21 protein-coding genes, 1 tRNA gene and 1 pseudogene are annotated in these 21,118 nt (G+C 69.2%); 12 read left to right on the top strand and 11 right to left on the bottom strand.

Translation table 11 applies throughout. From position 1 onward, the window contains the following. Positions 1-53 precede the first annotated feature (53 nt). Both MFF42_RS11640 and MFF42_RS11635 read right to left on the bottom strand, forming a co-directional pair. The gene (locus MFF42_RS11640; RefSeq protein ID WP_238255897.1) at positions 54-377 is read right to left on the bottom strand and encodes a hypothetical protein; all 324 of its coding nucleotides are present in this window, start codon (positions 375-377) and stop codon (positions 54-56) included. Positions 378-476: 99 nt separating this feature from the next. Continuing rightward, a complete protein-coding gene (locus MFF42_RS11635) occupies positions 477-2,057 on the bottom strand; it encodes a GMC oxidoreductase (RefSeq protein ID WP_238255896.1) in 1,581 nt (526 codons plus the stop codon). A gap of 145 nt (positions 2,058-2,202) precedes the next feature. Between MFF42_RS11635 and MFF42_RS11630 the strand changes: the two genes are divergently transcribed. The 5 genes from MFF42_RS11630 (at position 2,203) to nikR (ending at position 5,452) form a co-directional block, all read left to right on the top strand. Next, positions 2,203-2,685: a DoxX family protein gene (locus MFF42_RS11630; RefSeq protein WP_238255895.1), complete on the top strand. Its 483-nt coding sequence runs from the start codon at positions 2,203-2,205 to the stop codon at positions 2,683-2,685. Then, complete coding sequence (locus MFF42_RS11625; protein WP_238255894.1) at positions 2,682-3,146, top strand: cupin domain-containing protein; 465 nt, start codon at positions 2,682-2,684, stop codon at positions 3,144-3,146. The genes MFF42_RS11630 and MFF42_RS11625 overlap by 4 nt, the downstream gene beginning before the upstream one ends. 16 nt (positions 3,147-3,162) lie before the next feature. Then, positions 3,163-4,077, top strand: coding sequence for an SMP-30/gluconolactonase/LRE family protein (locus tag MFF42_RS11620; protein ID WP_238255893.1), 915 nt, complete (start codon positions 3,163-3,165; stop codon positions 4,075-4,077). Then, positions 4,074-4,835 carry a VOC family protein gene (locus MFF42_RS11615; protein ID WP_238255892.1) on the top strand — a complete coding sequence of 254 codons (762 nt, stop codon included), beginning with the start codon at positions 4,074-4,076 and terminating at the stop codon, positions 4,833-4,835. The genes MFF42_RS11620 and MFF42_RS11615 overlap by 4 nt, the downstream gene beginning before the upstream one ends. Before the next feature lie 137 nt (positions 4,836-4,972). Beyond that, positions 4,973-5,452: a nickel-responsive transcriptional regulator NikR gene (gene nikR, locus MFF42_RS11610; RefSeq protein WP_238255891.1), complete on the top strand. Its 480-nt coding sequence runs from the start codon at positions 4,973-4,975 to the stop codon at positions 5,450-5,452. Positions 5,453-5,491: 39 nt separating this feature from the next. Here nikR and MFF42_RS11605 read toward each other — a convergent pair whose 3' ends face one another. The 7 genes from MFF42_RS11605 to MFF42_RS11575 form a co-directional block, all read right to left on the bottom strand. Then, positions 5,492-8,683, bottom strand: a complete 3,192-nt coding sequence (locus MFF42_RS11605; protein ID WP_238255890.1) for an efflux RND transporter permease subunit — start codon at positions 8,681-8,683, stop codon at positions 5,492-5,494. A 163-nt stretch (positions 8,684-8,846) separates the two neighbouring features. Continuing rightward, complete coding sequence (locus MFF42_RS11600; protein ID WP_238255889.1) at positions 8,847-9,992, bottom strand: efflux RND transporter periplasmic adaptor subunit; 1,146 nt, start codon at positions 9,990-9,992, stop codon at positions 8,847-8,849. Between the two features lie 119 nt (positions 9,993-10,111). Then, a complete protein-coding gene (locus tag MFF42_RS11595) occupies positions 10,112-10,435 on the bottom strand; it encodes a rhodanese-like domain-containing protein (protein ID WP_238255888.1) in 324 nt (107 codons plus the stop codon). Between the two features lie 63 nt (positions 10,436-10,498). Next, positions 10,499-11,860, bottom strand: coding sequence for a glycosyltransferase family 4 protein (locus MFF42_RS11590; protein WP_238255887.1), 1,362 nt, complete (start codon positions 11,858-11,860; stop codon positions 10,499-10,501). A 48-nt stretch (positions 11,861-11,908) separates the two neighbouring features. Next, a complete protein-coding gene (locus MFF42_RS11585; protein ID WP_238255886.1) occupies positions 11,909-12,514 on the bottom strand; it encodes a hypothetical protein in 606 nt (201 codons plus the stop codon). 77 nt (positions 12,515-12,591) lie between these two features. Next, the gene (locus MFF42_RS11580; protein ID WP_238255885.1) at positions 12,592-13,227 is read right to left on the bottom strand and encodes an acyl-homoserine-lactone synthase; all 636 of its coding nucleotides are present in this window, start codon (positions 13,225-13,227) and stop codon (positions 12,592-12,594) included. 532 nt (positions 13,228-13,759) lie between these two features. Further along, positions 13,760-14,491 (bottom strand): autoinducer binding domain-containing protein, encoded by a 732-nt coding sequence (locus MFF42_RS11575; RefSeq protein WP_238255884.1) that lies wholly within the window; start codon positions 14,489-14,491, stop codon positions 13,760-13,762. A 332-nt stretch (positions 14,492-14,823) separates the two neighbouring features. Here MFF42_RS11575 and MFF42_RS11570 point away from each other — a divergent pair. Beyond that, positions 14,824-14,900: transfer RNA gene (locus tag MFF42_RS11570), tRNA-Pro, on the top strand. 26 nt (positions 14,901-14,926) lie between these two features. Here the strand turns inward: MFF42_RS11570 and MFF42_RS11565 are convergent. Then, on the bottom strand, positions 14,927-15,811 hold the full coding sequence (locus MFF42_RS11565) for a tyrosine-type recombinase/integrase (RefSeq protein WP_238255883.1): 885 nt from the start codon (positions 15,809-15,811) through the stop codon (positions 14,927-14,929). Here MFF42_RS11565 and MFF42_RS11560 point away from each other — a divergent pair. The 6 genes from MFF42_RS11560 to MFF42_RS11535 all read left to right on the top strand — a co-directional run bounded on the left by MFF42_RS11560 (position 15,800) and on the right by MFF42_RS11535 (position 20,686). Continuing rightward, positions 15,800-17,374 (top strand): hypothetical protein, encoded by a 1,575-nt coding sequence (locus MFF42_RS11560; protein WP_238255882.1) that lies wholly within the window; start codon positions 15,800-15,802, stop codon positions 17,372-17,374. The two genes, MFF42_RS11565 and MFF42_RS11560, sit on opposite strands and share 12 nt — an antisense overlap. 335 nt (positions 17,375-17,709) lie before the next feature. Next, the gene (locus MFF42_RS11555; RefSeq protein WP_238255881.1) at positions 17,710-18,420 is read left to right on the top strand and encodes a hypothetical protein; all 711 of its coding nucleotides are present in this window, start codon (positions 17,710-17,712) and stop codon (positions 18,418-18,420) included. 59 nt (positions 18,421-18,479) lie between these two features. After that, positions 18,480-18,938: a hypothetical protein gene (locus MFF42_RS11550; RefSeq protein ID WP_238255880.1), complete on the top strand. Its 459-nt coding sequence runs from the start codon at positions 18,480-18,482 to the stop codon at positions 18,936-18,938. Positions 18,939-18,943: 5 nt separating this feature from the next. Next, positions 18,944-19,330, top strand: a complete 387-nt coding sequence (locus tag MFF42_RS11545; RefSeq protein ID WP_238255879.1) for a hypothetical protein — start codon at positions 18,944-18,946, stop codon at positions 19,328-19,330. A 94-nt stretch (positions 19,331-19,424) separates the two neighbouring features. Further along, positions 19,425-19,700: a hypothetical protein gene (locus MFF42_RS11540; protein WP_238255878.1), complete on the top strand. Its 276-nt coding sequence runs from the start codon at positions 19,425-19,427 to the stop codon at positions 19,698-19,700. 11 nt (positions 19,701-19,711) lie between these two features. Then, complete coding sequence (locus MFF42_RS11535) at positions 19,712-20,686, top strand: hypothetical protein (protein ID WP_238255877.1); 975 nt, start codon at positions 19,712-19,714, stop codon at positions 20,684-20,686. Between the two features lie 58 nt (positions 20,687-20,744). Here MFF42_RS11535 and MFF42_RS11530 read toward each other — a convergent pair. Beyond that, positions 20,745-21,118 (bottom strand): annotated as a pseudogene (locus MFF42_RS11530) (hypothetical protein); the annotation flags it as partial.

Below are 21,118 nucleotides of genomic sequence, written 5' to 3'. Positions count from 1 at the left end.
TCCCGACAAGGCGAGGGGAGAGGCGGGGGCCGAAGCGATCGGCGGATCGCGTCTCAGGGCCCCCAGGTGAAGATCTGCGGATAGGGCCTGCGCGGATGCGAGGGCCGCAGGGCGTAGACCGCGTTGGCGATTGGCGCATCCGGCTCGATCAGAACCAGTTCCCGCGGCGCGCACGCGATCAGATGATCCGGTCGTGTCTCGGTGCAATCCGGTAGAGCGCGACCGCGGACTTTCATGGCCGGCCGCGACTCAAGGACAGATCGATCGTAGGTCGACAAATCCGCGGCTTTTGCCGGTATGGCCCACAAGATCAGGCAAGACGAGGCGCAGATCGAAAGCGCGCGGGTGACATTGATGAGGCGCGACACCGAATTCATGACGGAACACCCGAGGCCATCTTGCTCACGATCTTGTCGCACAGGCGATGGAAGCGATCAACGAGGCTCGGCCGTAGGCGCGCCTGGAGCCGAACAGGCTCACAGCCGCGCCGCGATCCCGTCGGCCACGCGCAGGGCGTTGGCGATGATGGTGAGCGTGGGATTCACCGCGCCGATCGAGGGGAAGAAGCTCGCATCGGTGACGTAGAGGTTGTCGATCCCGTGCGCCCGGCAATCGAGGTCGAGCACGCTGGTCGCGGGATCCGGGCCGAAGCGCAGGGTGCCGGCCTGATGCGCCGTGCCGCCGATCGGGGTGTCCTTGCCGAGATAGAGCGTGCGGTCGAACAGGTGCGGGTGGATGTCGAGGCCGCTGCACATCGAGCGGAGCTTTTCGCGCAGCCGCGCCTGCGCCTCGGCGTTCGTGGGCGTCAGGTCGAGATGCACCTGCCCGTCGCGGTAGAAGATGCGGTTCTCCGGCCTCGGCAGGTCCTCGGAGGTCAGCCAGAAGTCGATCGAGTGCTCGGCGATGTACGAGAACGGCCGGGCCGGCAGCCATTGCAGGAAGCCCGGCAGCCCCTCCGCCTCGATCTGCATCCCGTCGGACTTGCCGACCATCTGGATGTGGCCGAGCGGAAATTCCCAGTCGTTCAGCGGGCTGCGGTCGCGGCCGTAGTAGAAGTCGTTGAGCCCCAGCGTCTTCTGGAACCGCGTCGGGTTCGGATCCTTCGAGATCGCCAGCACGGTGGTGTTGTTGTGGCGCAGGTAATTGCGCCCGACTTGGGCCGAGCGGTTGGCGAGCCCGTCCGGATGGGCCTCGTTCCCTGAGCGCAGGAACAGCAGCGCCGAGGAGAGCGCGCCGCAGGCCACCACGAACAGGTCGGCATGAAGCGTGTGGCGCCGCCCCTCGATCACCACCGCGACGCCGGTGACGCGGCCGCCGCCCGCGTCGGTCAGGAGGCGCTCGGCATAGGCGTTGCGCAGGAGCGTGACATTGGGGTGGGCGGCGAGCGTCGGGTCGATGCAGATGATCTGCGCATCCGCCTTGCCGTTGGTCAGGCTCGGATAGCCGTCGAAGGGATCGCAGCGCAGCAGCGGGGAGTGCGGCAGGGTCCCGCCCTTGCCGTCCTCCTCCATCAGCGCGCCCATCGGCAGGTGGAACGGGTGGTGGCCCGCCCGGGCGAGGTCGTCCGCGAGCTTCTGGATGCGCGGCTCGTGGCTGATCGCCGGTTTCGGGTAGGGCAGCGGGGAGGGCGGCTCGGTCGGGTCCTCGCCGCGGGCGCCGTGAACCTGGAACAGCTCCTCCGCCGCCTGGTAGTAGGGCGCGAAGCTGTCGTACTTCAGGGGCCATTCCGGCGAGATCCCGTCCGGGTGGCGCTGCGCCTCGAAGTCGCTCTCGCGCAGGCGGAACAGCACGCCGCCATAGACCTTCGAGTTGCCGCCGACGAAGTAGTGCAGGCCGGGCTTGAACCGGTCGCCGTTCGAGGAGGTCCAGGTCTCGTCGGCTTGGTAGCGCGCCTTGCGGAAGACCGCGTCGGTGTCCCAGTTCTCGCGCTCGCGGGGCAGGTAGTCGCCGCGCTCGATCACGAGGATGCGCTTGCCGGTCCGCGCGAGGCGCCATGCCGCCGAGCCGCCGCCCGGCCCCGACCCCACGATGATCACGTCGTACCGATCGTCGCTCATCCGCCGCGCTCCGTCTCCCGACGCGCAACGGACGGTGGCGCTCCTCGTTCCGGCCAGGTCGTAGCGGAAAACTTCTGCAAGGCCTGCGCGAACCGCCGCACGCCGACGACGTTGCCAGCCGGAAGATTTCGTCGGGAGTCCGCGGATGACCATCGAGGTGCTCGCCGCCTTCGCGGCGCGGGCGTGGCTGGTGCTGCTGTTCCTGCCGTTCAGCGCCCTCGACAAGATCCTGAATTTCCGCGCCGCGGTCGGGCAGGCGGGGCAGGCCACGGCCTCGCGCCCGCTCGCGACGGCGCTGATCCTGATCGGGCTGTTCGTCGAGGTCGTGATGTCGCTCGGCGTCCTCACCGGCATCGCCGACCGTTTCGCCGCCTTCGTGCTCGCGGGCTACTGCGCGGTCACCGCGCTCCTCTGGAAGCCGTTCTGGCGCAAACCGGATTTCCGCCTGCGCGGGCCGAGCGAGGGCCGCGAGACGTTCTGGGATTTCCTCAAGAACTTCGCCGTGGCCGGCGGCTTCCTCGCGCTCGCCTGGAGCGGGCCGAGCGCGGAGGGCGTCGCCGCCTTCCTGCACGACCCGTTCGGATCGACCCACCCCTACCAGCAGACGCGTTCGGAGGCTGCCCGATGAGCCAAGGGACCAGCGAAAAGACCGACAGGCCGGTGGTGCCCTACTGGCACCTCTACACCGACGCGGACGGCGTCAGCCGGCAGGTCCGCTGCACGATGACCGACTTCCACCTCGCCTCGATGAAGCCGCCGGCCTCGCCGCAATGGCAGGGCGTGAAGCACCACGACGGCATGACCGTGATGATCACGGTCCAGCCGGTCGGGTGGGAGGGCACGTGGCACGAGAACCCGGCGCCGCAATGGATCATCCCCCTGAGCGGTCGCTGGTACGTCGAGTCGATGGACGGAACCCGCGTCGAGATGGGACCGGGCGAGATCTCATTCGGCGAGGACCAAGGCTGCCGCACGCTCGACGGCAGGACCGGCCACATGTCCGGCACGGTCGGCGACGCGCCCGCCGTCCTGATGGTGGTGCAGTTCGATTCGAAGCGCGCGCACCCCACGCCCTGCCGGTTCGGGTAAGGCGCGGGGTGAACCGATGGACGGCTTCGAGATCCGCGATCCCCGCTTCCGGCACTACGTGCTCGACAATGCCGGGCTGGAGGAGATCGCCGCCGGCTTCCGCTGGGTCGAGGGCCCGGTCTGGATGGGCGACTGGAACTGCCTGCTGTTCCAGGACCTGCCGCGCAACCGCACCATGCGCTGGAGCGAGGCGGAGGGGCTCTCCGTCTACCGGGCGCCGTCCGATTACGGCAACGGGCAGGCCCGCGACGGCGAGGGGCGGCTGATCACCTGCTCGCATCACGGCCGCTGCCTTTATCGCACCGAGCATGACGGGCGGATCACGCGCCTCGTCGAGAGCCATGCCGGCAAGCGGCTGAATGCGCCCAACGACGTCGTGGTGAAGTCCGACGGCACGATCTGGTTCACCGATCCGCTCTACGGCATCGCCAACGACTACGAGGGCGGTCGCCAGACGTCCGAGCAGCCGCCCGCCCTCTACCGGTTCGATCCCGCCACCGGCGCGATCCGCGTCGCGGCGGGCGATTTCGACGGGCCGAACGGCCTCGCCTTCTCGCCGGACGAGCGCCGGCTCTACGTCTCGGAGACCGGCGACCAGAGCCGGCCCGATCCGCGGCAGTACATCCGCGTGTTCGATGTCGGCCCGGACGGGACGCTCACGGGCGGCGACCTCTTCCATAAGATCGAGCCGGGCTACTGCGACGGCATGAAGGTCGATGAGGACGGCAATGTCTGGTCGAGCGCCGCCGACGGGGTCCACTGCCTCTCGCCGGAGGGACAACTCCTCGGCAAGGTGCGGGTGCCCTATCGCGTCTCCAATATGAGCTGGGGCGGCGTCCACCGGAACCGCCTGTTCATCGCCGGCTCGCAGCGGGTCTTCTCGGTGTTCCTCAACCGCCGCGGCGCGCCGCTGCCGGGGGCCGGGCGGTGAGTGCCCTGCGGATCGCCGCGATCCGGCTGCTCTGTCCGGATCCGGCCGCGACCGCCGCCTTCTACGCGGCGGCCTTCGGCGCCGCGGCGGCCCCGCACGGCGTCGCCGTCGGGGCGCAGACGATCGAACTGGCGCCCGCTTCCGAGCCGCCGGGCGCGCCCGCACCCTCCGAGAGCACCGGCTTCCAGCACTGCGCGATCGTCGTCCCGGACATGGACCGCGCCTACGCGCATCTGCGCGGGGTCGCCGGCTGGACGCCGATCTCGCGCGCCGGGCCGGAGCGCCTGCCGGCCGCCTCGGGCGGCGTGAGCGCGTTCAAGTTCCGCGATCCCGACGGGCACCCGCTCGAACTCGTCGCCTTCCCGCCCGGTGCCGTGCCACCGGCTTGGCGGGAGCGGTGCGGCCTGTTCCTCGGGATCGACCACACGGCGATCACCGTCGCGGACACTGAGCGCGCGGTCGCGTTCTACGCCGGCCTCGGATTCGAGGTGGCGAGCCGGGGGCTGAACCGCGGCCCGGAACAGGCGCGGATGGACGCGGTGGACGATCCCGTGGTCGAGGTGACCGGCCTGACGCCGCCGGGCGGCGCGCCGCCGCATCTGGAGCTTCTCCGCTACCGCGCCCCGGGATCGATCGCGGGACCTTGCGCCGACGGATCGCCGCTCGCCACCCGCATCGTCCTGGCCGGGACCGGGGCACCGGCCGCTATGCTGCGCGATCCGGACGGCCACCGGCTCGTCCGCGCGGCGGTTCGCTGATTCGCGCGCATCACGCCGGGATGCACGGAGGTTCCGGCCGACCGATCCGCCCGAGACGGCGGCGACCAGGCCGCGCCCGCTTGCTCGGAGACCGAGGACGGGCCAGCCTCGTCGCCGCGGAGACGGGGAGGACGGACATGCAGCGCACGACCATCGCCATCGACGACGATCTGGCCGCCGCGCTGGATGCCTACATGGACGGCACGGGCGCGGGGAGCCGATCGGAAGCCATCCGCGACCTCGTGCGGCGAGGCCTGTCCGCGCGGCCCGGGGCACCGGCCGACGCGCCCTGCTTCGGCGTCGTCAGCTGCACGATCGACCAGTCGGTGCGGAACCTCGCCTCCCGCGTGCCGCAGGGACGGCTCGACCGTCACGATCAGGCGGTCGCCTCCCTGTCGATCCCGATCGATCACACCACCTCGATCGACGTGACGCTGATGGGCGGTCCCGTCGGAGACGTGTCGGCCTACGCGGAGAAGCTGTTCCTCGAACGCGGCGTCATGCACGGCACGCTCAACCTCATCCCCGTCATCCAGGACACCTCCGCCCACGCGCACGAGGACGGGTTCGCATCGAACCGCACCCACACGCATCTGCGCGTTCGCAGCGGTTTCTGAAACCCTGCCGCACGATGCGGGTGCCCGGAAGATCCCCCCTCACGCGGCGTGGGCCATGCTGTCCGGATGCGCCTCCCGCATGTCCCCGCCATGCTGCTTGAGCGGCCTGTTGCCGGTCAGGCGGCGCAGCAGCACGTAGAAGACCGGCGTCAGGAACAGGCCGAAGGCGGTGACGCCGATCATGCCGGAGAACACCGCGACGCCCATGGCGTTGCGCATCTCCGATCCGGCCCCGGTCGCGGTCACCAGCGGCAGGACGCCCATGATGAAGGCCATCGACGTCATCAGGATCGGGCGCAGGCGCAGGCGGCTCGCCTCGATTGCCGCCTGAACGGGCGTGCGGCCGGAAAATTCCAGTTCGCGGGCGAATTCCACGATCAGGATGGCGTTCTTGGCCGAGAGGCCGACCAGCACGATCAGGCCGATCTGGGTGAAGACGTTGTTGTCGCCCGCCGACAGCCAGACCCCGAACATCGCCGCGAGCAGACCCATCGGCACGATCATCAGGATCGCCAGCGGCAGGGTGAGGCTCTCGTACTGCGCCGCCAGCACGAGGAAGACCAGCAGCAGCGCCAGCGGGAAGACCCAGATCCCGGAATTGCCGGCGATGAATTCCTGGTAGGTCAGGTCGGTCCACTCGAAGGCGAAGCCCCGCGGCAGGGTCTCGGCGGCGATGCGCGCCGCCGCTTCCTGGGCCTGTCCCGACGAGAAGCCGGGGGCCGCGCCCGCGTTGATGTCGGCCGACAGGAAGCCGTTGTAGCGCATGGCCCGCTCCGGTCCCGCGGTCTGCCGCACGCGCAGCAGGGCGGAGAGCGGCACCATCTCGCCGGAGCCGGCGCGGACCTTGAGCAAGCCCACATCGTCGGAGCGCGCCCGGAACGGCGCGTCGGCCTGGACGCGGACCGAGTAGGTGCGGCCGAACTTGTTGAAATCGTTGACGTAGAGCGAGCCGAGATAGATCTGCAGCGTGTCGAACACGTCCGTCACCGGGATGCGGAGCTGGCGCGCCTTGGTCCGGTCGAGGTCGGCGAAGAGCTGCGGCACGTTCATCTGGAAGCTGGAGAACAGGCCGACGAGTTCCGGCGTCTGCGCCGCCTTGGCCATGAACGCCTTGGTGGCGTCATTGAGCGCCTCGTAGCCGAGGCCGGCCCGGTCCTCGATCTGCAGCTTGAAGCCGCCGATGGTCCCGAGCCCGTTGACGGGCGGGGGCGGGAACATCGCGATGAACGCCTCGGGGATCGCGGCGTACTTCTTGTTGAGCGACTGCGCGATCGCCGCCCCGCTCAAGCCCGGACTTTTCCGCTCGTCGAACGGCTTCAGGGTCGAGAACACGATTCCCGAATTCGAGGAGTTGGTGAAGCCGTTGATCGACAGGCCGGGAAAGGCCACCGCGCTCTCGACTCCGGGCTCCTTGAGGGCGATCTCGCTCATGCGGCGGATCACCTCCTCGGTCCGGTCGAGGGTGGCGCCGTCCGGCAGCTGCGCGAAGCCGACGAGGTACTGCTTGTCCTGGCCCGGCACGAAGCCGCCGGGGATCCTCTGGAACAGCACCACGGTCACGCCGACCAGCACGAGGTAGAGCACCATCATCGCGCCCTTTCGCGAGACGACGCCGCCGACGCCGCGCCCGTAGCCGTCCGAGGCGCGGCCGAAGGCGCGGTTGAACCGGCGGAAGAACCAGCCGAGCAGCGTGTCGAGGATCCGGGTCAGGCGGTCCTTGGGCGCGTGGTGGTCCTTCAGGAGCAGCGCCGAGAGGGCCGGGGACAGGGTCAGCGAGTTGATCGCCGAGATCACGGTGGAGATCGCGATGGTGAGCGCGAACTGCTTGTAGAACTGGCCCGTCAGGCCGCTGATGAAGGCGAGCGGCACGAAGACGGCCACCAGCACGAGGGCGATGGCGATGATCGGCCCCGAGACCTCGCGCATCGCCTGATAGCTCGCCTCCCGCGGCGAGAGCCCGGCCTCGATGTTGCGCTCGACGTTCTCCACCACGACGATGGCGTCGTCGACGACGATGCCGATGGCGAGCACGAGACCGAACAGGGTCAGGTTGTTGAGCGAGAAGCCCAGCGCCGACATCACCGCGAAGGTGCCGACGAGTGAGACCGGGATCGCGATCACCGGGATCAGCGCCGTGCGCCAGCTCTGGAGGAAGACGAGGACCACGATCACGACGAGGAGGACCGCCTCGAACAGGGTCTTGTAGACCTCGTGGATCGATTCCTCGATGAACTCCGTCGGGTTGTAGGCGATGCGGTACTCGACGTCTGGCGGGAAGTTCTTCTTCAGCTGCTCCATCGTCGCCTTGACCGATTCCGCGGCCTCGAGCGCGTTGGTGCCCGGCCGCTGGAAGGCGCCGATGCCGACCGCGGGGGTGTCGTTGAGGAAGGAGTTCGTCGTGTAGTCCTTCTGGCCCATCTCGACGCGGGCGATGTCGCGCACGCGCACGAGGCGCCCGTCGCTCGCCTTGACGATGACGTCGGCGAACTCCTCCGGCGTCTGGAAGCGCCCCTGCGACTGCACGACGAGCTGGAAGGCGGCGCCCGGCGCGGCGGGCGGGCCGTTGAGCTGGCCGGCGGCGACCTGCACGTTCTGCTCCTGCAGCGCGCTCGTCACGTCGGTGGTGGTCAGGCCGTAGGCGGCCATCTTCTGCGGGTCGATCCAGATCCGCTCGGCGTACTCGTTGCCGCCGAAGATCGAGATGTCGCCGACGCCGTCGAGGCGCAGCAGCTCGTCGCGGATGTTGAGGTAGATGTAGTTGGCCAGATAGTTCTGGTCGTAGGTGCGCTTGGGCGAGAGCAGGTGCACGACCAGCATCAGGTCGGGCGAGGCCTTGCGGACGGTCACGCCGAGGTTGCGCACGTCCGGCGGCAGGCGCGGCTGCGCCACCGAGAGCCGATTCTGCACCAGCACGTTGGCGATATCGAGGTTGGTGCCGACCCTGAAGGTCACGGTCAGCAGCATCGCGCCGTCGTTGGTCGACAACGACGTCATGTAGAGCATGTTGTCGACGCCGTTGATCTCCTGTTCGAGCGGCGTCGCGATCGTGGCGGCCACCGTCTCGGCGTTGGCGCCGGGGAAGCTCGCGCGCACGGTCACGGTCGGCGGCACGATCTCGGGATATTGCGAGACCGGCAGCTTCTCGTAGGCGACGAAGCCGAGGATCAGGAAGACGATCGACGTGACCGAAGCGAAGATCGGCCGGTCGACGAAGAAATGGGCGAAACGCATCGTTCAAACCTCTCGCCGGCCGGTGCGCGCGCTGGCGCGACCCGTGCGGCTTGCCGTCTGCGTCCAGGCCGGCGCTGCCCGGTCGGTCCGGGAGCGTCGGCGCTCGAATCGTTCTCGTCCGCGTCCCGCCTCGCCCCCGCGACGGCGCGGCATCATCGCGGTCTCACTTCTTCGTCGGGGGCAGCTCGACCGTCTCGGGCTTCACCTGCGCGCCCGGGCGGACCTTGGCGACGCCGTTGACGACCACGAGCTCGTCGCCCTTCAGGCCGTCGCGGACCACGCGGTAGCCGTCGACGATCGGTCCGAGCTTCACGGTCCGCGCCGCGACCTTGTCGCCCTCGCCGAGCACGTAGACGATGCGCTTGTCCTGGTTGGCCGAGACCGCCTCGTCGGGGATCAGGATGCCCTGGAAGGGTTTGGTCGCGGGCATGGCGACGATGCCGAACAGGCCCGGCTTGATGAACCCGTCGGGGTTCTCGACGGTGGCGCGCAGGAGCATCGTGCCGGTCTGGAAGTCGACCCGGTTGTCGACGAAGTCGAGCGTCCCCTTGCGGGTCGGCTTCTCCTCGCCGGACAGGGCGATCTGCACCGGAGCCCCCTTGCCGCGCTGCATCTGCCCCATGCCGATGCCGAGCGAGCCCTGGTACTTCAGGAACGAGCGCTCATCGACGGTGAAGCCGAAATAGATCGGATCGAGCGAGACGATCCGGGCCAGGATCGTCTGGTCGGTGCTGACGATGTTGCCCTCGGTGACGAGGCGCTGGCTGATCCGCCCGTTGATCGGCGACTTCACCTCGGTGAAGTCGAAGTTGAGCTGGGCGTTGCGGAGCGCCGCCTCCGCGCTGTCCACGTCGGCTTGGGCGGTCTGCGATGCCTGACGGCGCTGGTCGGTCACCTGCTCGGAGATGTTCCCGCCGCGAGAGAGCACCTGGGCGCGCTCCAGATCCGTCTGGGTGAAGGAGAGGCGCGCCTTGGCCGAGGTGAGCGCCGCCTGGGCCTGCTCCAGCGCCGCCTTGTAGGGCCGGCGGTCGATGACGAAGAGCACCTCGCCCTTCTTCACGTTCGCGCCGTCCTGGAACATGATCTTGTCGAGGTAGCCGGTCACCCGGGCGCGCACCTCGACGAACTCGATCGGATCGAAGCGGCCGGTATACTGGTCCTGCTCGACGATCTCCCGCACCACCGGCTTGGCGACGGTCACGCCGGGGGGCGGCGCGCCCGGCATCTGCGCGCCGGCAGGCCCGGCAGCCAGCAGCGCGGAGGCGATCAGCGGTGTGGCGAGAAGAAGAGGCCTAAGGCTACGCATCATTCGGTTCCCTGCATGGCGCGGCCTAGTCCCCGCAACCGAGTGTGGGGCGTGCGCTCGCGCACATGACGGTCTGTCTTGGAAGGAACGGTCAGACGCTCTGCAACGCAGACGTGCCTGAATTACGCTTCAACCGGCTCACCCGCGGCGTACCAATCCTTGAAGGCGCCAGCGTAATGCTCGCTGACGTCGAGCCCGTTCTGCTGCGCCGCGGCGATGGCGTGGATCGAGCGCACGCCCGAGGCGCAGGAGAAGACCGGCCGCCGCCCATCGGCCTCGATCAGCGCCTTGAGCACCGCGGGGTCGAAGGTCGAGAGCGGGTGCGAGACCGAGCCGGGAATGCGCCCGCGGGCGAATTCGTGATCCTCGCGCACGTCGATGAGCAGCAGCGAGCCGTCCGCCAAGCCCTGCTTGACCGTCTCGCGGTCGAGGTCGACCACCTTCATCGCAACCGATCTTTCCAGAGAGGGCCGCCGCCGAAGGGGCGGATCGAAACGCGTGCGAGTCTCTTAAGTCCTCTCGCCCCCGCGGCGCAACATCGGCACGCCGGCCGGCGGCAGGCCGGCGAGCGCCGCATCGACGCGCTCGAAATGCGCCGCCCAGCCCGGCGGCTCGTAACCGGCGAGGCGGTCCGCCAACGCCGCCCGGAGCCGGGAGCCCGGCTCGCTCAGGGCTTCGACGGCCTGTCGCCAGCCCGGTCCGTCGAGCGGATCGAGGAGGTGGGCGAATCGCCCGCCGATCTCGCGGTGGACCGGGATGTCGGAGGCGACGACCGGGAGGCCGCTCGCCGCCGCCTCGACCACCGGCAGGCCGTATCCCTCGATGAAGGAGGGCATCAGCAGGGCGGTGGCGCCGCGCATCAGTGCCGCGAGGCCGTGGGTGGACAGGCCGACCACCTCGCCGACATGCGGACGGATGGCCTCGCAGCGGTCGAGCATGTCGGCGACGTTCTCGATCTCCCAGCCGCGCCGCCCGACCAGGACGAGCCGCGGCGTCTCCGCGCCCAGGCGTCCGGCCAGATCGCGCCAGAGGTTGAGCAGAAGCAGGTGGTTCTTGCGCGGCTCGATGGTGCCGCAGACGAGGAAGGTCGGCCGTGCGAGCCGCGGCAGGGCCGACTCGCCGACGCCGCCCGAGAAGACGGGCTCGACGCCGAGCGGGGCGACCGTCACCGGTTTCGCGCCCAGCCCCCGCCGGCGGGCGTAGTCCGTGAAGCGGGCGCCGACATCGCTCGAATTCACCAGCACGTGCGCGGCGTGGCGCGCGACGGTCTCCATCCGCAGCCCGTGGCGCGCGGCCTCCCCCGGCCGGCCGTATTCCGGATGGGAGATCGGGATCAGGTCATGGACGAAGAAGACCGCCCGCACGTCGCGCCGGGTGTAGAGCCAGTCGAAGCGCTCGGGCCGGTCGAGGCGCAGATGCGAGGTGTGCAGGTAGATCGTGCCCTCGGGCAGCCGCTCGGGGCCGCCGGAACGCAGCACCCGCAGGGCGGTCTCGGCCTGGAGGCGGCGTCGGTCGAGCCCCCCCTCCCCCCGGCGCCTGCCCGCCCGCGGCGCCGGGCGGCCGTCGGCGGCCGGGTCGGCAGCGAGGGAGGACGCGAGCGCCTGGAAGACCGGATCCGCCGCGGCGGTCACGTCCTCGACCCAGCCCGCGGCGACCGCCTCGACGATGCCGCGCGCCGTCTCCCGGTCGAGGACCCGCGGACCCAGTGCCGTCGAGACGAGCCCGAAGCGGGTGCCCTCCGCGCCCTGGTTCAGGACGTGCCGGGCATAGGCGAGATCGACCCGGTCGATGCCGGTGGGGCTGGCGTGGCGGAGCCGGGTGATGAGGCGGGTCAGGTCGATGGCGAGGCAGGCTTGCATGGGCCGCTGCATAGACCGGAATTCGTCGCCCTGGCGACCGGCGTCCCTCCCCTCCTGGATCTAGTGAGACGGCGACTCGGTCGCACCGCTATGGTTCGCGATCTCCCGGCCGACCTCCAGCAGGAGGACGTCGATGAGTTGGCGCAGCCGGGGCTTGCCGCTCGCATCGATCGCCCGGCGGGCCGCGATGAGGAGTTCGGCGGCCTCGTCGATGGCCTCGGCCGCGGCCGCGCGCTTCAGTTCGCGCAAGCTCCGCGTCCCGGCGCCGGGATCGGCGCGCTCGACCAGGGTCCCCTCCCCGCGAACGGGCTGTCGCCGCGCATCGCGATGGATCCGGCCGCGGCACAGGACCTTGCGCGCGGGTCCGGTCGCGGAGGCGACCCAGAGATCGACCGCGACGTCGTCCTCCTGCTCCGCCGCGCGGCCCACGTCGCCGAGGAAGCGGGCGGCCTCCGCCGTGCCGAGGCCGGCCGTCGCCCGCTCGCTGCGCAGGGGAAGCCCAGCGAGGCGGACATCGCCCGCCATGCGTTCGGCGGCTCCCTCGTCGAGGAGGAAATGGCCGGTCGCCGGATCCCATTCCCAGGTTCCGACGATCTCGGATTTCGCCAGCGTTCGGGCGAAGACCGGGGCTGTCCCGCGCCGGGTGTCACTGCGTCTGCGTTTCAAGGTCCTGCTCCCCGCGCGAGATGCGTCAGGCTGATGGTGGTGCTGGGGCGCCGCGGCCGGCCGCGGCGCCCGGCGTCTCAGGAGGCGAGGCGGGCGACGCTGGTCCGCGGCGGAGCCAGGACGGAGCGGATGTCGCCGCGCTTGTTCTGGAGCTGGCGCAGCGACCGGCGGTCGAAGGCCGCTTCGACCGCGACGATCTCCTCGCCCTCGATCTCGTGCGGCAGGCCGAGGGGGATGGCGCGCAGATGCAGCTGGAGGAGGCGCAGGATCCAGCTCGTCGGCATCTCGGAGACGAAGCTGGTGATTCCCCGCGGCAGGCCCCACTCGACGATCGCCGTCATCAGGGCCAGGGCCGTCGGGTTGAGCCGCCGGCCCGAGGTGCGCGCCGATTCGGCGACGCAGATGCGGCCCCACTCGACGATATGCGCACCCGACGGCGCCGCGCCCTCGCAGAGCTGCGGCAGCACCATCGGCAGCAGGTACGGCCGGGTGGTCGGCAGCAGGCGCGAATACCCGATGACGGCCTCGTCCTCGTCGAGAGCGAGCAGATGGACGGCGTGCTCGTCGTCGAACTCGTCGATCTCCCGCCGGTCGGGACGGGCGAGGTTGGACCAGCCCAGCTCCTCGACGAAGACCCGGTGTCTCAGGCGGAAGGCTTGATCGAGAGCACCGGCATAGTCCTGCATGTTCTCCGCGGTCACGACGTGGATCATCGGAACACCTCTTCAGAAAGCTGAGGTGTTCGTCCCAAATTCAGCCGTGTGGCGGCACTACGAGAACCCGTAGGTTTTCGTTCGAAGAGCTGTGTGCAGTTCGGGAGGTGAGACGAAATGCGAGCGCTCGTGACAGCATACCGGGGCCCGCGCCGCCGAGGTCTCTATCTTGGATTGTATGTCGAAAACAATACAGAAATTGTCGGTTACAGGTGAGTTTCGCGCGAACCCGCGCTCGAAGCCGATCAATCCTGCGTGATCATCCCCTGTATGCGCTCGATCGTCAGCATCGCCGGACGAGGGCGCGACTCCAGGCCGACAGTCCGGTGATCGCACCGCGGAGGATGCGCCGGACATTCAATTTTGCATTGTCTTTTTCGTAAGGAGCCGGCCGCCGCTCGGACTGGTGCGCTTCGCCCTGGATCGTGTCCGGCGTCCCGGTCGAGCCGGGTCTCGCGCGCGACGCCGCCCGGGCTTCAGGCGAATCACCGCTCCTGACGCGAAGGCCCGGCCCCGCGGGCGCCGCGACCGGTCACACGATCAGCCCGCGCCGGAACCCCTCGGCCACCGCCTGGGTGCGCGAGACGCAGCCGAGCTTCATCCGGGCGGAGCGCAGGTGGAAATCGACGCCGTGCCGGGAGATGCCCATCAGCTCACCGATCTCCCAATCGGTCTTGCCCTCGGCGACCCATTGCAGGCTCTCGCGCTCGCGCGGGGTCAGTCCCATCCGGCGCTCGCTGGGGCCGTTGTCGATGAGCAGCGTCTGCCCGACCACGTAGGAGGCGAGCAGGGTCAGCATCCCGCGCTGTCCCGGGCTGATGTCGAGTTGCCGGCCGGCGAAGGTGAGGCCGCCGCGCTCCTCCTCCAGCGTGGCGAGCGGCACGGTGAAGCCGTCCTTGAGGCCGAACTCGCCCGCCTCGTTCATCACCTGCCGCGAGCGAGGGTCGATCACGCCCTGGGGCTCGACCTCGGACCAGTGGAAGCCGGTCGTGCTGGACAGGGTCGTCTGCACGATCGGGTCCGCATACATGTAGCCCTTCGAAAAGTAGAGCCGGTTCCACTCGTCGGACGTATTCTCGAGGATGACGTAGTTCTTCTGCGTCCGCGCCGGAAGGCGCTTCAGCGGAATCATGGCCGAGATGATGTATTCAATGCCGAGGGCGTTCAGCCGCGGCATGATGGCCCGCAGGATATCCTCGCGCGAATGCGCTCGGTCGAGCGATTTGAGGATTTCCAACGTCAGGTCGAGTGATTTTCTAGACATGGCCGGACAAAAGGATCGCTCTCTCATCACGATAGATCGCTGAGCCGCGCTTGAGAAGAGCAGCAGAATTTTTCTCTTAGGTTGTCCCGCTGCGGACCGTGGGGTGCCCTCCACGAAGGGCGGGCGCATCGTCCGTGCCTGCGGTCGTGCTGGATGCCGTGCGGTCGAACAATGCGCCGTGTCAAATCCAAGGGAAAGATGCGCTTTCGTCCCCATCATGGGCTCGGCGGCGTTCGGCGCGCGCTTCGCTGCCCAAGGGGAGCGGAAGGGGAGCGGAAGGGGTTGCGCTGCCCGGGACGGACGGCTATGAGCCGCGAGCCCGACAAGGGTTTCGGAGTGTAGCGCAGCCCGGTAGCGCACCTGTCTGGGGGACAGGGGGTCGTCGGTTCAAGTCCGGCCACTCCGACCATTACTTGCCAACGACTTAGGGCGGGTTCAGCCTTTCGCCCCGCCGCCGTTTTGCAGAGCGTTTTGCAAAATTCTGTTCCGGCGGTGTTCGTCGAGCTTCGCGATCGCCGATTCGGCCAGCGTCCGGGTGCGGGCGAGATAGCAGTCCAAAATCTTCTGCGCGTGCGTCTGCGAGTGGCCCGTGATGGTCGCGTTCTCCGGCACCGTGCATCCCGCCTCCGCCAGCATCGTGACGGCCGTTCCGCGCAGGTCGTGGAAGTGCAGATCCTCGGCGATCTTCGCCGCCGCGAACGCCTCGCTCCACAGCTCATGGAAGTGCCGCTTGCGCCAAGCCGTGCCGCGGGGCGCGACCAGGATCGTCGTAGCGCGCCGCGGTGCCTCGTCGAGCGCCGCCTTCAAGGCGCGCGTCGCCGGCACGTAGACGAGGCGGCGGCTCTTGCTCTGGCTGCGAACGGTCACCGCCGTACCGTCCCAAGCCGACCACGGCAGCGTCAGGAGGTCGACCTGACGTTGGCCGGTGTGAAGAGCGAGCATCATCGCCAGCCGGATCTCCGGTGAGGCCGCCGCCTCGAACGCGGCGACATGCTCCGGCATCCAGATCATCTCGGCTCGGTCCGAGCGGTAGGCGCGCTCGAAGCTGGCGACCGGGTTGTGCCGGATGTGGCCTCGATCGACGCCCCAGGCGAATACCCGCGCCAACCGCCCGAGCTTCGCGTCGGCCGCCTTGGGGTGCTTCTCGGCCAGCGTGTCGTGCCACTTCAGGAAGGCCGGCCGGCTGCGTGGGTTCTCGACGATGGTCAGCAGCGTCGAGCCCCATCGCTCCTCGCACGCCTTCAGGTCATAGGCGGCGCTCTCTCGCGTCTTGGCGGCGAGATCCGTCCAGGCGCGCGATTCCCGGTATTGGCGGATCAACCACTCGACGGTGCCCGCGATGCGGGCCAAGGCCTGCTGATGCGCGGCGACGTGGCGGACCCGCTCACGGCCTACGAGCGGACCGTGATGGCAGCGAAAGAGCCCGCGAGCGGGCCGTCCTCTCGCATGGTGCCGACGACGGTGACGGAGGAGATCTCCGCGCCGCGGTTCGGGCAGGTGAACCCGCAAGCCGCGCTCGACGCGCTCGACCGGCAGGCGCGCACCGCCAAGGGCGACGTCCGGGCCGAACTGGAGCAGGTCCGCCGCGACTTCCTCGAACACGGCACCGATCCCGTGTCGGGCGTGCGAGAGACCGACCTGTCGATCGAGGGGCTACTGCATGCCCGCGAGCGGCTCGACCAGCGGCTCACCCGAGCGCGCGAGGACGGCGACGCCACGAAGGTGCGCGATCTCCAGTCCGTGCGCGCCGCGCTCGATGAGCAGCTCAAGGTCGCGCCCGAGGTGGCGACAGCGGACGCGAACTTCGCCGCCAACAGCCGCCCGCTGGAGCCGTTCGCCGGCAACGCGCCGCTCGGCCGGGTCACGCAGCGCAACCCGCTCACCCGCCGGATGGCGACGCCGACGGAGCAGGTGCCGTCCCACCTTGAGGGTGCGACCGCAGCCCGCGAGTTCCTGGCCAACGCCACTCCTGCGGCGCGCAACGCGTTCGCGGCCCGCGAGGTGACGCGCATCCTTGATGGGGTGAGTGGACAGGGCGGCGCCACGGCGGAGCGGATCCGCGCCGCGATGCGCCAGAACGAGGACCTGCTCGCCCTGCTGCCGGAGGCGCGCGGGCGGCTCCAGCGTCTCGCCCTCGCCCATCAGGGTCGCGAGGCCGTGGAGCGCTCACCGCTCGGCCGGATCGCGGAGCGTCCGGACATGAAGGGCGCGATCGACGCGCTGTTCCCGGTCAAGCCGGTCGAGGGCTCCTCGGCCGACGTCGGGGCCGCGGTCGGCGCGATCTCGCGCAGCAATCCGCTGGCGGCGCGCGAGCTCGTCCGGACCTATCTCGGGACCGAGTTCGCGGCGAAGACCAAGGATCTCCAGAGCGGCGCCAATCAGGCGGGCGGGGCCAAGTTCGCGGCCGGCATCCGAGGCAACGATCTGGCCGGCGAGAACGTCTTCGCCGCGATCCGCGCCCTGCCCGACGGCGAGCGCGTGGCGGCTGGCTTCTCCCGCCTGCTCGACATCTTCGAGGCCACCGGCACCCGTCAGGGTGTCGGCTCGCGGACCTCGTTCAACAACGAGGCGCTGGCGGATCTGCGCAAGGGCAGTCTCGGCGGGGAGGCCAACAAGGCGCTCGCAACCGGCGGCCTCAACCTGCCGAAGCGGATCGCGCAGGGCATCGAGGACTGGCAGGCGGGCCGGAACGTCGACCGCTTAGCCGCGCTGCTGACCACGCCAGAGGGAGGACGGCGTCTTGCGGATCTCGCGAACGCCAAGCCCGGAGCCGATACGATCGCGCTCCTGAACCGGCTCGTGGTGCTCGGCGCCCGCGGCGCCGGCAGCGGCTCCCGCGAGGACCGCGGTCCCCTTCAGGTGAAGGTGCGCGCGATCCCATAGCCGGGTGGCCAGAGCGGTGAGGAACGCCGCCATGATCACCGAGACCCCGAAGCTGACGACGACCTGCGCCGGGTTGATCGGCGCAGGGTTTCCCTCGGGCGGCACGGACATGCCGTAGGTCAGAGCCGCGATGAACGCGGCCTGTGCGAGGCACCAGAGCTTCTGCGACGGGGTCGAGGGCATGGCGGCACGGTAGCACGTCCGCGCGCCGCCGCCAGCCGACGCCCCTTGACCCCTGAGGCAAAACCCGCGATTTGATCACCGTGCCGTGCCCTACGCGCTGGCCCTGACCAAGCCCCGCCCCCGTGCGGGGCTTCGTCGTTTCAGGCTCCCCCATGCACAAATCGCTCGCCGCAGCCCTGGTGCTCGCCGTCGGCGCGATCTCGGCCGCGTCGGCGGCGGAGACGTGGCCGCTGTCGCGGCAGCAGGTCTTCGACGCCTCGGGCCGTCCGCTGCTTGTCCCGCGCGTGGCGTTCTTCAAGGCGGGCACGACCACGCCGCTCGCGGTCTACTCCGACGCGGCCCTGACGAAGCCGCTCGCGCAGCCCGTGAAGGCGGACGGGACCGGCCGATTTCCCCGGATCTACCTTCCGTCGGCGCTCTACGCCGAGGCGGTGTTCGGGCCTTATGGCGACGTTCTGTGGCGCGACGACGGTCTTGGCACCGTGCCTCCCACGGCGGATGGCGACGGCGACGGCGGCACCGTCGATCCGACCGCCATCGCCGCGACCGGGGACGTGAAGTGGCGCATGGACGCCAGCATCATGCCGGGCTGGGTGCAGATGAACGGGCGCACCCTCGGCGGCGCCGGTTCCGGCGCGACGGAGCTCGGCTCCGCCACCGCCTCGGCGGCCTTCGCCTACCTCTGGAACACCTTCTCGGACACCGTCGCCTCCGTCGTCGGCGGGCGCGGCACGTCGGCGGCGAGCGACTTCTCGGCCGGCAAGCCGATCGTCATCCCGACGATGCAGGGCCTCATCCAGTCCGGTCTCGACGACATGGGGTCGCGAGCCCGGCCGGTCGGCTCCAGACCATCACGGACCTGACGCTCACCGCCGGCTCCGCCACGGCGACGGTGTTCAACTCCGCGCGGCTGGCCATCGGCATGACGGTGATCGCGACCGGCATCTCGGCCGGCACCACGATCACGGACATCAACGGCACCACCATCACTCTCTCACAGGCGGCGTCGGCTGGCTCGACCGGCACCGTGTCGGGCGCGCGGTTCTCGGCGCTCGGCGACGCGCAACTGCCCGGCCAGATCGGCGGCGACGCACTGACGGGCCTGTCCAACAAGAACCTGCCGGCGACGTTGCCCGGCGGCTCGGTGACCGTCGATTATCCGGCGCACAGCTACATCACGCACGAGACGCTCGCCGCGGCCTCCCTGTCCTCCGCCACCGGCTCCGTGACCGTGTCGAACCTGCAGCAAGGTCTCGCGAACGCCAACACCGGTGTCCCGGCTGCGAAAACGTTCGGCGTGTCGCAGCCGAACCCCGGCGGAGGCCTGCTGTTCTCGAACCTCCCGCCGACCCAGCTCGGCACCTTCTACATGAAGCTGTGACGCCGATGCCGTCCTTCATGAACACGCTCGGCGCGGTCTCCCGGCGCGGGCAGTGGCGGTTCCGGCACGTCTTCCGTGGCGCCGACGAGCGCGGTCGTCTCGACATCTCGGACGCGGGCCTGATTGATTTCTCGACCTGCACCGAGGTGCTGCTCACCGTCACGGCGCGGGCGCCGCATCGGGGCTGCTGGGGCAATCTTGATCCGGAGCCGGTGATGTCCGCTTCGCTCGCGGGTGGCACGCTCATCGTGTCGAACCCCGGCCTCGTCGAGGCGGTCTTTCCGGCCGGCTCGCTGCTCGATCTGCATCCCGGCCTCTACGACGTCCGGGTCTCCGTCACCATCGGCCCGGAGACGGAAGAGATCTTCTGCGAGCCGGTTGAATTCGCCTGAGGCCTACCATGCCGAGCTATCCCCTGCGCCCGACGTTCCCGATCGACGTGCGGTCTCCATCCGGCACCGTGAAGATCGGTCGCCTAGGACGGCGGTGACCGTCGACATTAGCGGCGACCAGATCGTCTCCGCCCTGCCTCCGACGCAGGGGCAGTTCTTCGCCGCCCTCGAGGTCGCCGTCCCCGGTTCCACCGCGACGGTGCGGGCAGCGGTGCCGTCCGATTCGACGAGCCCGACCAACCGCGCATTCAACTCCACACCGTTCGTCACGCTCGGTTGCGCGCTGCTGTCGTTCGTTCAGTCCACGCTTGATTTGAGCGACGTACAGATCTCCGACCTGCTCGCTGACGCCGCCCTCCAGCCGAAGTGAAGAGGCTTCACATGACCAGCTCGCTGCGCCTTGGCCTGGCCGCACTCGCCGCCCTCGGCGCCGTGACGGCACAGGCCCCCGCCCAGACGTTCACCCTGCCCGAGATCGGCCTTCAGGGCAGTGGCTCATGCCGACAGTTAGCCGTGCGCGAGCGCGATACCCAGACGATGGTGCCGGTCGGCTGCATCGACACCACCTCGAAGAAGTGGACGCTCTCGCCCGAGAAACTGATCAGCGACAGCGTGGTCGCCGCCGGCGTCTGCGACACGTCGCAGTGGACGGGATACGTCGGCGGAACCTACTCGCCGCAGCTTCATTGCTACGCCTCGAAGCAGTCGGCCAAAGCTGATATTCCGTTTCCTGCGGTCGTCGGCATTGGGCCGGAAAACTTCCTCGATTCCAAGCTGCCGGTCAATGATCAGACCTATATCCAGCTTGCGCAGAACAGCATCCAGATCGGCGGCCCGCATCTGGTCGGCGTCAACACGACGCTTGGCTCTATGCCGTACGCCATGCTGACCGGCGGCGGCCAGAGGGTTTGCCTAAACGCTCTTTCCGCATGCATGGCCTACGACACCACGAACAATCTGCTGCGCCTCAACGACAACCGGCTTCTGATCACGAATTCCGGCATCATTACCGCGAGCGTGCAGGCGTCCGGAACGAGCTTCCTCGACCTCGGCAACAGCCGCGGCCAAGCGCTTCGGCTGCTCGATGCCGGCGGGGCTCTGGCGAACTACGTGACCCTCCAAGGCAACTCCGCCGGGTTTGGCCCCGTCCTCCGAGCTGCCGGTAGCGACGCGAATGTCCCGCTTAACCTGTCCGGGCAGGGGAACTCTCCGGTTCAGGTTCTCGGAGGGCTCGCTGTAACCGGCGGGATCAGCGCGCCGTCGCTGCCGACCGCTGGCGGATCGGTAAAGGGGACGGTCTGCGCAGACACCGCCGGCAACATCTACGTGAAGACGACTGCCGGCTCGTGCATTTAGCTACTACCGCGCCATCCTGCGTGGGGGGCGGTCCATGAAGCGCCCCCCGGGCTGACTACTACCGCGGTTTGAAGACGATGCCCTGCTCGGACCATGGAAGCCGGATCACATGGGCGCCCCTCGCCGAAAAGAAGTCATCGAACTCCCAAGGGTTAACGGCGAGGTGGCCGTAGTTATCAAGAACCAGCGGGCATCCCGGCTGCAATCGGTCCCAAATAAATTCGACACCCTTCGGAATGAACCCAAGGTCGTAATGGGCGAAGCAGAACGGCCCTTCGACCTGCTCTAGCAGGGCCGGATCATCCACGAGCCCCTCAAGCAGCTTGAAATGTGGGTAGAATGACAGTTGCCGGCTGATCTGATCCTTGCACATCGTGGCGGTCGGATCCGGCATGTGAAGCTCAAAGAGATCCAGCATGTACATCATGCGCG

This window comes from Methylorubrum podarium, from assembly GCF_022179745.1.
Taxonomy (GTDB): Bacteria; Pseudomonadota; Alphaproteobacteria; order Rhizobiales; family Beijerinckiaceae; genus Methylobacterium; species Methylobacterium podarium.
The sequence above is the reverse complement of the archived record's forward strand: the minus strand, read 5'-3'. Positions and strand labels throughout refer to the sequence as shown.